Source organism: Mycobacterium sp. C31M, from assembly GCF_053345865.1.
This window is the reverse complement of record NZ_JBKFAX010000016.1, coordinates 114,700-127,672: the sequence shown is the minus strand read 5'-3', so window position 1 is coordinate 127,672 and position 12,973 is coordinate 114,700. Positions and strand designations below refer to the sequence as shown.

Sequence of the window (12,973 nt, the reverse complement as noted above, 5' to 3'; positions counted from 1 at the left end):
GCGAAGGCGGCGAGGGAGCTGCGAGGCTGACGTCACCGAGTACTCCTCGACGACGGAAAGTCCATGACGGTGGAAGAGATTCCAGCAGCGCTGTCGGCCTTCTTGGCGGCTATGGGCGCGCGTGATGCGGCGGTCGCGGCAACGCAACTGGCCGACTACGTGATCCTGGAGAACCCGATCGAGACCCGACCCATCGTCGGCCGCGAACCGGTCGCGACGGCCCTGTCCCAGAGCCTCGCCGTCATCGACGAGTACACGGTCACGGACATCATCCCGGGCGACGGATATTTCGTTGTCGTGACCAATATCAGGATCAGCACCACGGAACTCGATGGTGTCGACCTCATCGGGGTCAACCCCGCGGGCAAGGTTGCCTCCCTGGCCGTTCACCTGCGCCCGACGCGGGCCATCGTCGAACTGCAGAACAGGCTGGCACCCACGCGACGCAAACCGCTGCACATACTGCCCGACACGAGTTAGGCGATGTCTCGATGAGCTGTGAAAGCGTTGTCAGACAGCAGATCAGGGCACGTCCGATAGTGGAGGAGGCCGAAGCCGATCTGGCTGCTCGTTTCGAGCGCGACGTTGTTCCCCTGGTGGACGCGCTCTTCGGCAGGGCAGTGCGATTGACCCTGCAACGCGCCGACGCCGAAGACCTGGTGCAGGAAACCATGATGCGCGCGTATACGAACTTCCACACCTTCGAAGAAGGAACGAATCTCAAAGGATGGCTGTTGCGTATCCAAGCCAATGCCCACATCAGCGGCTACCGCAAGCGATTGTGCCGGCCCGCCGAACTGCCCGTCGCCGCGAACTCCGACTGGCAGGAGGTACAGGCCGGCGAGTATTCGCCACGGGCACTGCGCTCCGCGGAAGCGGAGGTGCTCGAATTGTGGCCCGACAACGACATCAGAGATGCATTACATGCGCTGCCCGTCGAGTTTCGGATGGCCGTGTACTACGCCGACATCGAGGGACTCCCGTACAAGGAGATCAGCGACATCATGGACGCGCCGTTGGGCACCGTCATGTCGCGAATTCACCGCGGCCGAACCCGGCTGCGGGCCAGGTTGAGTGCCCTCGCTGTCGCCCGCGGATACGCCTGAATGTGTATTCCGACACGTTGCAGCTCGACAACACCTTGGAGGTTCGAATGACCGACGCCCCAACGATTGTGGGCGAATCCGCACTGCGGGTGGCATCCTTCGACGACCTGGCGGCCGACCGGCCCCATCCCGTCACGGTCAACGGGGTGGACATCGTCCTCGTCCGCCGCGGCACCGGCGTGTCCGCTCTCTACGGACGGTGCCCCCACCGGGGCGCCCTGCTGGCCGACGGGCATGTGGACGGCAACCTGGTCGTCTGCGGCGTGCACGGCTGGCGCTATGACTCCGAGACCGGCGTGTCACCGGTGAACCCGGCGGTGGCGCTCACCACGTTTCCTGCCTGGGTGTCCGACGGCGCGGTATACCTCGACGAGTCGTCGGTCACGGAATACCAACGCGCCCAGCCGGTGACACATGCCGATGACGGCTATCAGGGCCGCTGGATCACGCCGGCCGACTCCGCCGACGAGCCGTTCGTCACCCAGATTCACGAACTCGCCGCACACGGTCTGGGCCGTGCCGGCCACCACGGGCCCATGGCGGCGATGGGTGTGCCCAGGGATCAGTTGCCCAAGTGGGACTCGATCCAACTGGTCACCGGACAACTTGCGCGGCTACCGCTCCTTGAGGACGAGCCGGTGGAAACCGGCACCGTGATCGGACCGGCGGCCGAACGCCCACTGGTGCTCGACATTCCGTTGTTCGTCAGCGATATGAGCTTCGGAGCACTCTCCGAGGAGGCCAAGGTCGCTCTGTCGGCCGGGGCACAACTGGCCGGAACCGGGATGTGTTCCGGGGAAGGCGGCATGTTGCCCGCCGAGCAACAGCACAATTCGCGTTATCTCTACGAGTTGGCGTCGGCCCGCTTCGGTTGGACCTTCGATCATCTGCGCAAGGTCCAGGCGTTCCATTTCAAGGGCGGTCAGGGCGCCAAGACCGGAACCGGCGGACACCTGCCCGGGAACAAGGTGACCGCCACGATCGCCGAGGTGCGAGGATTGGTCGAGGGCACCTCCGCGATCTCACCCGCGCGGTTTCCGGACTGGACTTCACTCGAGCAGTACCGCGACTTCGCCGCGCAGGTCCGTGAGGTCTCCGGGGGAATACCCGTCGGATACAAGATGAGTGCGCAGCAGATCGAACGCGATATCGACGCTGCACTCGAGATCGGTGTCGACTACATCATCCTCGATGGGCGTGGCGGCGGAACGGGAGCGGCACCAACACTTTTCCGCGACAACATCTCGGTACCCACCATCCCGGCACTGGCCAGAGCGCGGCGACACCTGACCGCGGCCTCGGCGCACGACGTGACATTGGCCGTCACCGGTGGTATCCGTACCGCGGCCGATATGGTCAAGGCGCTGGCGCTGGGTGCCGATGCGATCGGACTGTCCAATGCGGCCCTGCAAGCCATCGGATGCGTCGGCATGCGCGCGTGCAACACCAACACCTGCCCGGTGGGCATCGCCACCCAGCAACCCCACCTGCGCGACCGGCTGCCGGTAGAACTCGCCGCGCAGCGCCTGAACCGCTTTCTGCAATCCACGGTCGAGTTGATGGTGATCCTCGCCAGGGCGTGTGGCCACCGCCGCCTCGCCGATTTCGAACTCGACGACCTCGTCACCTTTGACCGCGACTTCGCCTACCTCAGCGGAGTCCCCTACGCAGGAGTGATGCCGCTGTGAGCGATGAAGATCAGGAGTTTCAGTGGCACAGGGTCATCGACGCAGACGCACTCGATGAGGGCGAGGTGGCTGTCTGTCCCGCCGGGCTCAAGTCTGTCGCGCTCACCAAACTGCACGGCGAGTACGGGGCCATCGACAACCGCTGCCCCCATCAAGGTGGGCCGCTCGGACAGGGCACGGTGGAGAACGGCAAGATCCGGTGTCCGTGGCACGGGTTCGATTTCGACCCGTTCACCGGCGAGGCAGCCGGCGGGCCCGACTATGACGTTCCGACCTATCCCGTAGAGACTCGTGCCGACGGGGTCTATGTGGGCACTCCGGCTCCAACCGTGCCAGTCCGGACCGTCAGCGACGTACTGGTCGAGACCATGGTCAACTGGGGCGTCGACACGGTGTTCGGGATGGTCGGGCATTCGAATCTCGGTATGGCCGAGGCGATGCACCGCGCCGAGACCGAGGGCAAGCTCCGATACTTCGGCGTTCGGCACGAGGGCGCGGCCGCCTTCGCGGCATCGGCCTACGGCAAACTGACCGGCCGGCCCGCCGCGTGCTTCGGCATCGCGGGACCCGGATCGACGAACCTGCTGACCGGTCTGTACGACGCCAAAGCCGACCGCGCACCCGTCCTGGCGTTGTCGGGAAACGTGGACTCCGCGGTGGCCGGCAAGGGTGCCTTCCAGGATATCGATCTGGTTTCCGCCTTCGCCGACGTCACCACCTACTCGACGATGGTCCGGTCCGGATCCGATCACGCCGAATTGATGACGATGGCGCTCAAACACGCCATTCTCGACCGTGGCGTGGGACACCTGGTGCTGCCCGACGAAGTGCAGGTGCTCGCGGCCCCGCAACAGAGTGCCTCGGGCCCGGCCGGTCGGATACCCGATCTTCGTGTGGGTCCGCCCGCTCATGCGCTCGGGGCGGCTCTCGAGCGCGTCGCGGCTGCCACCCGTCCGGTGATCGTCGTGGGTGCCGGTGCCCAAGCCGATATGGCGGTGGTGATTTCACTCGCCGAGCGACTGAACGCCCCGATCCTGACGACCTTCAAAGCCAAGGGGCAGATCTCCGACACACATCCGTTGGCCTGCGGCGTCCTGGGACGATCCGGCACACCCGTCGCATCCTGGATGATGAACAAGGCCGACCTGCTGCTTGTCTTCGGCGCCTCGTTCTCCAACCACAGCGGCATTTCCCCGTACACGCCGACGGTCCAGGTGGACACCGATCCGCGGATGCTCGGCCGGTTTGTACCGGTCGCCGTACCGGTACTCGGCGATGTGGGTGTCACCGCGGAGGCATTGGCCGACGGACTGCGCGTGCACCCGGGCATTGTCGACCAACGACCGGAGATCGCCGATCGCTGGGAGGTGTGGCGCAGCGAGAAGACCCGGCGTGCGGCTGTCGTGCCGGTAAACGGACGGGTGGCCGCCGCGACCGTCTTCCACGAACTGAATACACTGGTGCCCGAAAACGCCGTCATGACAGTCGATGTGGGCAATCACGCCTATTCGTTCGGGAGGTACTTCGAACCCACCGCACAGACGGTGCTGATGTCGGGTTACCTCGGTTCGATCGGCTTCGGTTTCCCCGCCGCCATGGGTGCGTGGGCTGCAGCCCCGGACCGTCCCATTGTCGCGGTCACCGGCGACGGTGGGTTCGGCCAGTACCTCGCCGAGTTCACCACGGCGGTGAAATACGACATGAACATCACCCACATCCTGCTCAACAACGGTGAGCTCGCGAAGATCAGCGAGGAGCAGCGCAGCGCCGAGTACGCGGTGTGGCAGACATCGCTGCTGAATCCGGACTTCTCAGCGCTGGCGCGGGACTGCGGTGCCTTTGGCAGACGTGTCACCGATCCGACGGAGGTCGGGGCCGCCATCGCAGCAGCACTCGATCACCGCGGGCCGGCCATGGTCGAGATCATCACCGACCCACGTACGCACTGACGATGAGGAACACAGCTATGACCGATGCGATGAAAGCCGTTGTGCTCACCCGGTTCGGCGGGCCGGACGCATTCGAGCTACTTGACGTCCCGGTGCCGCATGTCGGACCTCATCAGGTTCGGGTGCGCGTACATGCGACTGCCGTCAATCCACTCGACTATCAGATCCGGCGCGGCGATTATCCGGACCACGTGGCGCTCCCGGCGATCATCGGATATGACATCTCCGGTGTGGTCGAGGAAGTCGGCTTCTATGTCACCGACTTTCGTGCCGGTGACGAGGTGTACTACACACCGCAGATCTTCGGCGGCCCAGGCTCTTACGCGGAGCAACACGTCGCCGACGCCGATATCGTCGGCCGCAAACCGGAGAACCTCACTCACCTGGAGGCGGCGAGCCTGACGCTCGTCGGCGGAACGGTCTGGGAGGCGCTGGTGACACGAGCTGCACTCACCGTGGGGGAGACGATCCTCATCCACGGGGGTGCCGGCGGTGTCGGCAGCATCGCGATCCAGGTCGCGGCGGCGATCGGCGCCCGGGTGATCACCACCGCCAAGGCGGCAGAGCATGAGTTCGTGCGCTCACTGGGGGCGGACGCGGTCGTCGACTACACATCGAAGGACTACGTGGAAGCGGTTGCCGAGCTGACGCGGGGGAAGGGCGTCGATGTCGTGTTCGACACGATCGGCGGCGACACACTCACCCGGAGCCCCCTGATTCTCAACGACTTCGGACGGGTGGTCAGCATCGTCGACATCGCCCAGCCGCAGAACCTCATCGAGGCGTGGGGCCGCAACGCCGCCTACCACTTCGTCTTCACCCGACAGAATCGCGGAAAGCTGGACGCCCTCACTACGCTTGTCGAGCGGGGTCTGGTGAGGCCGGTCATCGGTGCGACACTGCCGCTCGCTCGGATGGGCGAGGCGCATGCACTCCTAGAGGACAGGCGTTCCTATGCGCTGCGCGGCAAGGTCGTCATCGATGTCGCGGGCGGAGCGGTGGCGCTGCCCCCGCGAATCAGCGGGTAGTCGACCACGAAGCAAATACCCTTTCTAGGAAGCCGAACTGAGCGACGGGAACAGCGGGGGATTGATCCGCGCGAAACCCTCTTGGCGGAAGTACGGGAAGTATGGGTAGGGCTGGTCACGTTGGCTGACGGCGTCCAACCGTGCGATGTGGTGGTCCTCGAGTGACCACCCGACGGCGCCGAGATTGTCGCCGAGTTGATCGGCATTACGCGCGCCGATGATCACCGAGGACACGGTCGGCCGGCGCAGCAGCCAGTTCAATGCGACCTGTGGAACCGTCCGGCCGACTTCGGTTGCGATGGAATCCAATTCGTCGACGACCGCGTACAACAGCGAATCGTCGACCGGCGGGCCGGCGGCGGCGGTCTTGTGCAGACGGCTCTGGGTGGGCACCGCGGTATCGCGGCGGATGCGTCCGGTCAGCCGGCCCCAGCCCAGCGGGCTCCACACCAGCGCCCCGACACCCTGGTCGAGTCCGAGCGGCATCAGTTCCCATTCGTAGTCACGCCCGACCAGCGAGTAGTACACCTGATGCGCGATATGGCGGGTCCGGTGCGCGGCATCGGCCATCGCCAGCGATTTCATCAACTGCCAGCCCGCGAAGTTCGACACCCCGGTGTAGCGGACCTTGCCCTGCTCGACCAGGAGATCGAGTGTCTGCAGAGTCTCCTCGATCGGCGTGACCGCATCGAATCCGTGCAGCTGGAACAGGTCGATCCGATCAGTTCGCAACCGCCGCAACGCATCTTCGACCGACCGGATCAACCGTGACCGCGAGGTACCGGCATCGGCGGGGCCGTCGCCCATCGGCAGGGCAGCCTTCGTGGAGATCAACACCTCATCGCGCCGCCCGTCGAGGGCGAGCCCCAGCACCTCCTCGGACCGTCCGCTCGAGTAGACGTCGGCGGTGTCGAACAGCGTGATGCCGGCGTCCAGGCACAGATCGACCATCTCGCGGGCCTCGCGCACCCCGGTATCGGCCCACGCCCCGAAGAACTCACCCGCGGCACCGAAAGTGGCTGCACCGAAGGCCAATTCCGACACCACCAGTCCGGAGTGGCCGACTCTGCGATACTCCACCGATTCTCCTTAATGGAACGATCGTCGTTTTAAGCACCATACATGCCGATACCACTTAACGCGACTGCAGTTTTGTTAAGCTCCGTAGATGGCTCAGCGTCGACCCGGTGGCAGAACGGCGAGTGTCCGCACCGCCGTGCTCGAGGCGATTGCCGACCTGCTGGTCGAATCCGGGCTGGAAGGTGTCGACCTGGTGGTCGTCGCCGAGCGGTCCGGTGTCAGCAAGTCCACGGTCTACCGCCGCTGGGGAGCGGTGTCGGCGCTTGTCACCGACCTGCTGACCGATATGGCCGAGACCTCGTCGCCGCGTCCGGACACGGGTTCTCTGGAGGGCGACCTCCGCCACTCCGCCGAGCTGGTTCAACGAACACTCGCCGATCCCCGGCAGGGCCGGCTGTTCGCGGCGATCATCGCGGCGGCGACGTGCAATCCGGAGACCGCCGCTGCGCTGGCCGAGTTCTACCGCCGCCGCCGCGAGCAGCTGGCCGGCATCGTCACCGACGGCATCGCCCGGGGCGAAGCACCCGCAGGCACCGACCCGGGCGACGTGCTGCGATACCTGTCTGCGCCGTTGTACTACCGGATGCTGACCGGCAATGGTGCCCCCGACACCGGCGACTCTGCGCGCTCGACGCAGGCGACCCTCGCGGCGATCGCTGCGGGTGCCTTCGTTCGGTGAACAAACGCCGGCCGAATCTGAAACGACTCAATTTTGCGAAAGCGCGTGCGCAAGCGCTTTCGCGGGGTTTACGCTCCGAATCACCACGTGATGCGACCGGCGTCACATCGGGGACAAGGGAGTCCACATGTTCGGAAAGCGCAGCATCCACGCGGTCGCGACGGCCGTCATGGCCGGCTCACTGGTTCTCGGTATGACCGCGTGCGGCGGCTCGGACTCCGACAGCATCAAGGTCGGCCTGATCACCAAAACCGACTCGAATCCTTTCTTCGTGAAGCTGCGCGAGGCGGCCCAGGCTCAGGCCGAGAAGGACGGCGCCGAACTGATCGCACTGGCCGGTGCCTTCGACGGCGATAACGAGGGCCAGGTCGCGGCCATCGAGAACATGGTGGGCCAGGGGGTGAAGGGCATCCTGATCACGCCGAACTCCTCGACCGGTGTGCTCGACGCCATCAAGAAGGCCCGCGACGCCGGTGTCGTCGTCATCGCCCTGGACACCGCGACCGACCCCGAGGATGCCGTCGATGCGACCTTCGCCACCGACAACCTGGCCGCCGGTGTCAGCCAGGGCAAGTGGGTGCGCGCCGCCCTCGGTGACGCGCCGGCCCAGGTGGTGATGCTGGACGGCACCCCGGGCGGCACCGTCGACACGTTCCGGCATGACGGATTCCTGGAAGGCTTCGGTATCACCGAGGGTTCGCCGGAGATCGTCGCGCAGGAGAACACCAACGGCGATCAGACCAAGGCGCAGACCGCGATGGAGAACATCCTGCAGCGCGCCCCGGGCATCAACGCGCTGTACACCATCAACGAGCCCGCGGCGGCCGGCGCATACCAGGCCATCCAGTCCGCCGGCCGCGCCGACCAGATCACCATCGGCTCGATCGACGGCAGTTGCACCGGCGTCGCCGACGTGAAATCCGGCAAGGTCGGCGCGACGGTCATGCAGTTCCCGGCGAAGATGGCCGAGCAGGGCGTGCAGGCCGTCGTCAAGTTCGCCAAGGACGGCACCAAGCCGAGCGGATTCAACGACACCGGCTCCGAACTCATCACTGACAAGCCGGTTGCCGGTCTCGACTCCAAGGACACCGCCTGGGGCGAACAGAACTGCTGGGGCTGAGTGCACCCGTGAATTCCGCTGCACCGACCACGGCCAAGCCGACGGTATCGAGCCGGTTCAACGTGGAAAGCATTCTGCGTGAACCGTTGCTCGGCCCGGTGGTGGCGCTGGTCTTGGCGATCATCATCTTCAGTTCGATCTCGGATTCGTTCCTCAATCCGCAGAACGTCTCGCTGATCCTGCAACAGTCGGTGGTCATCGGCATCCTGGCCGTCGGCCAGACGCTGATCATCCTGACCGCCGGCATCGACCTGTCGATCGGCGCGATCGCGGTCTTCGGCAGCATCGTGCTGGCCCAGAGTGCCGGTGCCAGCGGCCCTTTCGTGGCCCTGGGCTCCACACTGCTGGTGTGTGTGGCCTTCGGCGCGATCAACGGCGGACTGGTCACCGCGCTCCGACTCCCACCGTTCATCGTCACGCTGGGAACGTTCACCGCCATCCAGGCGGCGACCCGTCTGCTGGCGGGCTCGGAAACCTACCGGGTGGAACAGGGCCCGCTCACCTTCCTGGGCACCTCGTTCCGGATCGGCTCCTTCGCGACCACCTATGGTGTGGTCGCGATGCTGCTGGTCTATCTCGTCGCCTGGTACGCATTGAGCCAAACATCCTGGGGTAAACACGTTTACGCGGTGGGCGGCAACCGGCAGGCGGCCGACCTGTCCGGTATCAAATCGGGACGTGTGCTGTTGTCGGTGTACATCACCACCGGGGTGATCGCGGCCATCGCCGCCTGGGCCGCACTCGGGCGCATCCCCAATGCCGACCCGAACGCGTACCAGAACGCCAACCTCGAATCCATCACCGCGGTGGTGATCGGCGGAACGAGTCTGTTCGGCGGTCGCGGCGGGGTCGGCGGAACTCTGGTCGGCACCCTCATCGTCGGTGTCCTTCGCAACGGTCTCACCCAGGCCGGGGTCGACAATCTGTACCAGAACATCGCGACCGGCATCCTTGTGATCGTGGCGGTGGCGGTGGACCAGTTCGCGCGCAGGAGGTCACAGTGACGAACGCACCTGTGCTGGAGGCTCGGGGCCTGGTCAAGAAGTACGGAAGTGTGACGGCGATCAACGGTGCAGACTTCGAACTGCGCCAGGGTGAGGTGCTCGCCGTCATCGGCGACAACGGCGCAGGCAAGTCGAGCTTGATCAAGGCGCTTGCCGGGGCCGTCATCCCGGACTCGGGCGACATCCTGATGTACGGAAAACCGGTGTCGTTCAAGAACACCCGCGACGCGCGGGCGGCCGGCATCGAGACGGTGTACCAGGATCTTGCGGTGGTACCTGCGCTGGATATCGCCTCGAATCTGTATCTCGGCCGGGAGGTCCGCCGTAAGGGCATCGCGGGCAACATCTTCCGTCGACTGGATATGCCCAAGATGCGTCAGGATGCGTCGCAGCACCTGGCAGACCTGAAGATCGGTATCAAGTCGGTGAACCAGGCCGTGGAGACGCTCTCGGGCGGGCAGCGCCAAGGTGTCGCGGTGGCGCGCGCCGCCGCGTTCGGCCGCGGGGTGATCATCATGGATGAGCCGACGGCGGCGCTCGGTGTGCGAGAGTCCGGACAGGTCATCGACCTCATCCGGTCGATCCGCGACCGCGGAATCCCGGTGGTACTCATCAGCCATGACATGCCGCACGTGTTCGAGGTGGCCGACCGCATCCACATCCACCGTCTCGGGAAACGTGCCGGGGTCGTCGACCCGAAGCAGCGGTCGATGTCCGAGGTGGTCGCCCTGATGACCGGTGCGGAGGAGCCGACCGATGAGGAACGCGCCGCCGTCTGAGAAGGCCCCGGTCGGGGTCTTCGTCGGATTGGCCACCCTCGATGTGATCCACCGCATCACGGCGGCTCCAGCGGCCAACGAGAAGATCACCTCGACAGCACAGTTTGTCGCCGCCGGCGGACCGGCCGCCAATGCCGCGGTGACGTTCGCGGCCCTGGGAGGGGAGGCCACGCTGGTCACCGCGCTCGGCACCGATCCGGTGGCCGACCTGATCCGGGCCGACCTCGCGGCATACGGGGTGGAGGTGGTCGACGCGGCAGCCGGCCAGCGGCGGGCGGTACCGGTGTCGGCCGTATCGGTCATTGAATCGACCGGGGACCGCTCGGTGGTGTCCCTGGATGCGGTGAACTCCGCGGCAACACCACCCGAGCAGCTCGGCGACCTGCTCGACACCGCCGATGTGGTGTTGGTCGACGGGCATCACCCGTTGATGGCCACGGCGGCCGCCTGCCATACCGCAGCCCGCAACGGAACGATTGTGGTCGACGCCGGCCGGTGGAAGCCGGTGATGGCCGAGTTGATCCCGTACGCGACCGATATGGTGTGCTCCAACGATTTCCGATACCCGGGCGCCGAAACTGCGGAGTCCACCGCGACGGCACTCGCGCGTGATGGCATCGATACCGTGGTCACCACACACGGCGGTGACCCCGTGCAGTGGTGGTCGCGCGGTCGGGCCGGGAGCGTCGCGGTGCCGTCCGTCACGGTGGTCGACACCCTGGGCGCCGGTGATGCCTTCCACGGCGCCTACGCCTTCTTCTCGACTCAGGAGGGCGGGCTGGAAGAGCGCCTCGATCGCTGCGCCCGGGTGGCGGCACTACGGTGTTCGATAGTCGGGCCACGGCAGTGGCTGGACGAACTCCCTGTTGAGCACAACCGGAAGCGGGAACGGTGACCATCGATCAGGACGTCGCAGAGGCCTCACTGGACCAGCTGGTCGAGTGGGCAAAGGCGCTCGTCGTACAGGGGGAGCGGCGCATCCTCGGCCTGACCGGAGCTCCAGGGGCCGGAAAGTCCACCGTCGCCGAGCAACTCGTCGCCGCACTGGGACCGGAGCTCGCCGTGCTGGTGCCGATGGACGGATTCCATCTGGCCAACGAGGTGCTGATCGAGCTGGGACGCCTGGACCGCAAGGGCGCACACGACACCTTCGACGACGGCGGCTATGCCCGGTTGATCACCGCCCTGCGGACGCAACGCCCCGAGGACCCCGTCGTGTACGGGCCGCGGTTCCGGCGCGAGATCGAAGAGTCGATCGGCTCGTCCATCCCGGTGCCGTCGGCGGTGCCGCTCGTGGTCACCGAGGGCAACTACCTACTGCTGGAGTCGGATGCCTGGCCGGCCGCGCGGGCACACATCGACGAAGTCTGGTTCCTGGCACCCGATACCGATGTGCGACACGCCCGCCTGGTGCGCCGGCACGAGGCGTACGGGAAATCGCCGCAGGAGGCCCAGTTCTGGGCGCTGGGCTCCGACGAACGCAACGCCCAACTGATCGAGTCGACCGCCGCGCGCGCCGACCGGGTCGTTCGCCTGTTATGAAGACGATGGGTGATGTCGCGCGCCTCGCCGGCGTATCCGCCTCCACGGTCTCCCACGTGCTCAACGGCACCCGCAAGGTCAACGACGCCACCCGGCTGCGCGTCGAGGCGGCCATCGAGCAGACCGGGTATCGCCGCAACGGCGTCGCGCGATCGCTCGCCGCCGGACGCACCCACACCATCGGACTTTCGATCTCCGCGTTGACGAACCCCTACTTCGGCAGCCTGGTGCACGCGGTCGAGCGGGCATTGTCCGACGCCGGATACGTCCTGATCGTCGGTGACTCCCATGACGATGTGACCTCGGAGCAGCGCGTCACCGGATCACTGCTGGACCGCCAGGTCGACGGGATGATCGTGGCGCCGGCCGCCGGATCGGAGCGCAGCACACTTCCCGAGATCACCCGTACCGGAACACCTCTGGTGCTGATCGACCGTGGTGTCGACATCGGTTGTGATCAGGTCGGTCCGGAGAACTTCGAATCGAGCAGATCGCTGACCGAGCATCTGATCGACCAGGGGCACCGCCGGATCGGCGTCATCCGCGGCCTCGCCGGGATATCGTCCACCATCGAGCGATTCGACGGCTTCTGTGCGGCCCTGGCTGACCGCGGTATCACCCTCGACCCGGCGCTTGTCGTCGACGGCGATTCCAATACCGATGTCGCCGAGCGGGAGGTTCACGCGCTGATGTCGCGTCCGGACCGGCCCGCCGCACTGGTATCGCTCAACAACGCCATGACCATCGGCACCCTCAAAGCGGTTCAGCGCCTGGACTTGTCGATACCGCGAGATGTCGCGTTCGCTTGCTACGACGACTTCGAGTGGTCGGACCTGTTCGAACCCCGGCTCACCGCGGCCGCGCAGGATGTCGAGACGATCGGCGCCACCGCGGTCGATTTGCTGCTGCGCCGGATCCACGGCAATCAGGGCGCTCCCCAACAGATTCGGGTACCGACCACATTCCACCACCGCAATTCCTGCGGATGCGCCTAACCC

At 66.0% G+C, this 12,973-nt stretch carries 13 protein-coding genes; 12 read left to right on the top strand and 1 reads right to left on the bottom strand.

Translation table 11 applies throughout. The annotated features are described in order from the left end of the window. Positions 1–63: 63 nt before the first annotated feature. From ACLBYA_RS23395 to ACLBYA_RS23375, 5 genes are read left to right on the top strand one after another with little or no spacing between them, the layout of a single operon-like run. Positions 64–480 (top strand): hypothetical protein, encoded by a 417-nt coding sequence (locus ACLBYA_RS23395; RefSeq protein WP_447711842.1) that lies wholly within the window; start codon positions 64–66, stop codon positions 478–480. A gap of 59 nt (positions 481–539) precedes the next feature. Continuing rightward, a complete protein-coding gene (locus ACLBYA_RS23390) occupies positions 540–1,106 on the top strand; it encodes a sigma-70 family RNA polymerase sigma factor (RefSeq protein ID WP_447711841.1) in 567 nt (188 codons plus the stop codon). Positions 1,107–1,153: 47 nt separating this feature from the next. Further along, positions 1,154–2,794, top strand: a complete 1,641-nt coding sequence (locus ACLBYA_RS23385) for a glutamate synthase-related protein (RefSeq protein WP_447711840.1) — start codon at positions 1,154–1,156, stop codon at positions 2,792–2,794. Next, a complete protein-coding gene (locus ACLBYA_RS23380) occupies positions 2,791–4,743 on the top strand; it encodes a thiamine pyrophosphate-dependent enzyme (RefSeq protein ID WP_447711839.1) in 1,953 nt (650 codons plus the stop codon). The genes ACLBYA_RS23385 and ACLBYA_RS23380 overlap by 4 nt, the downstream gene beginning before the upstream one ends. Before the next feature lie 2 nt (positions 4,744–4,745). Next, positions 4,746–5,771 carry a zinc-dependent alcohol dehydrogenase family protein gene (locus tag ACLBYA_RS23375; protein ID WP_447711838.1) on the top strand — a complete coding sequence of 342 codons (1,026 nt, stop codon included), beginning with the start codon at positions 4,746–4,748 and terminating at the stop codon, positions 5,769–5,771. 24 nt (positions 5,772–5,795) lie between these two features. Here ACLBYA_RS23375 and ACLBYA_RS23370 read toward each other — a convergent pair whose 3' ends face one another. Then, positions 5,796–6,851, bottom strand: coding sequence for an aldo/keto reductase (locus ACLBYA_RS23370; RefSeq protein WP_447711837.1), 1,056 nt, complete (start codon positions 6,849–6,851; stop codon positions 5,796–5,798). Positions 6,852–6,939: 88 nt separating this feature from the next. Here ACLBYA_RS23370 and ACLBYA_RS23365 point away from each other — a divergent pair, with 88 nt between their 5' ends. From ACLBYA_RS23365 to ACLBYA_RS23335, 7 genes are all read left to right on the top strand, one after another. Continuing rightward, positions 6,940–7,530 (top strand): TetR/AcrR family transcriptional regulator C-terminal ligand-binding domain-containing protein, encoded by a 591-nt coding sequence (locus ACLBYA_RS23365; RefSeq protein WP_447711836.1) that lies wholly within the window; start codon positions 6,940–6,942, stop codon positions 7,528–7,530. Positions 7,531–7,657: 127 nt separating this feature from the next. Next, positions 7,658–8,650 (top strand): substrate-binding domain-containing protein, encoded by a 993-nt coding sequence (locus ACLBYA_RS23360; protein WP_447711835.1) that lies wholly within the window; start codon positions 7,658–7,660, stop codon positions 8,648–8,650. 8 nt (positions 8,651–8,658) lie between these two features. Next, a complete protein-coding gene (locus ACLBYA_RS23355; RefSeq protein WP_447711834.1) occupies positions 8,659–9,654 on the top strand; it encodes an ABC transporter permease in 996 nt (331 codons plus the stop codon). After that, positions 9,651–10,433 (top strand): ATP-binding cassette domain-containing protein, encoded by a 783-nt coding sequence (locus ACLBYA_RS23350; protein ID WP_447711833.1) that lies wholly within the window; start codon positions 9,651–9,653, stop codon positions 10,431–10,433. Before ACLBYA_RS23355 ends, ACLBYA_RS23350 begins: the two co-directional genes overlap by 4 nt. Then, positions 10,411–11,328, top strand: coding sequence for a PfkB family carbohydrate kinase (locus ACLBYA_RS23345; protein ID WP_447711832.1), 918 nt, complete (start codon positions 10,411–10,413; stop codon positions 11,326–11,328). Before ACLBYA_RS23350 ends, ACLBYA_RS23345 begins: the two co-directional genes overlap by 23 nt. Next, a complete protein-coding gene (locus ACLBYA_RS23340; protein ID WP_447711831.1) occupies positions 11,325–11,975 on the top strand; it encodes a nucleoside/nucleotide kinase family protein in 651 nt (216 codons plus the stop codon). The genes ACLBYA_RS23345 and ACLBYA_RS23340 overlap by 4 nt, the downstream gene beginning before the upstream one ends. Positions 11,976–11,980: 5 nt before the next feature. Beyond that, the gene (locus ACLBYA_RS23335; protein ID WP_447711830.1) at positions 11,981–12,970 is read left to right on the top strand and encodes a LacI family DNA-binding transcriptional regulator; all 990 of its coding nucleotides are present in this window, start codon (positions 11,981–11,983) and stop codon (positions 12,968–12,970) included. Positions 12,971–12,973: the final 3 nt, after the last annotated feature.

Bases quoted from the DNA above. Each gene is read 5' to 3' on its own strand.
- ACLBYA_RS23395 (WP_447711842.1), top strand. From the start codon at position 64: ATGACGGTGGAAGAGATTCCAGCAGCGCTGTCGGCCTTCTTGGCGGCT.
- ACLBYA_RS23385 (WP_447711840.1), top strand. From the start codon at position 1,154: ATGACCGACGCCCCAACGATTGTGGGCGAATCCGCACTGCGGGTGGCA.
- ACLBYA_RS23375 (WP_447711838.1), top strand. From the start codon at position 4,746: ATGAGGAACACAGCTATGACCGATGCGATGAAAGCCGTTGTGCTCACC.
- ACLBYA_RS23365 (WP_447711836.1), top strand. From the start codon at position 6,940: ATGGCTCAGCGTCGACCCGGTGGCAGAACGGCGAGTGTCCGCACCGCC.
- ACLBYA_RS23360 (WP_447711835.1), top strand. From the start codon at position 7,658: ATGTTCGGAAAGCGCAGCATCCACGCGGTCGCGACGGCCGTCATGGCC.
- ACLBYA_RS23345 (WP_447711832.1), top strand. From the start codon at position 10,411: ATGAGGAACGCGCCGCCGTCTGAGAAGGCCCCGGTCGGGGTCTTCGTC.
- ACLBYA_RS23335 (WP_447711830.1), top strand. From the start codon at position 11,981: ATGGGTGATGTCGCGCGCCTCGCCGGCGTATCCGCCTCCACGGTCTCC.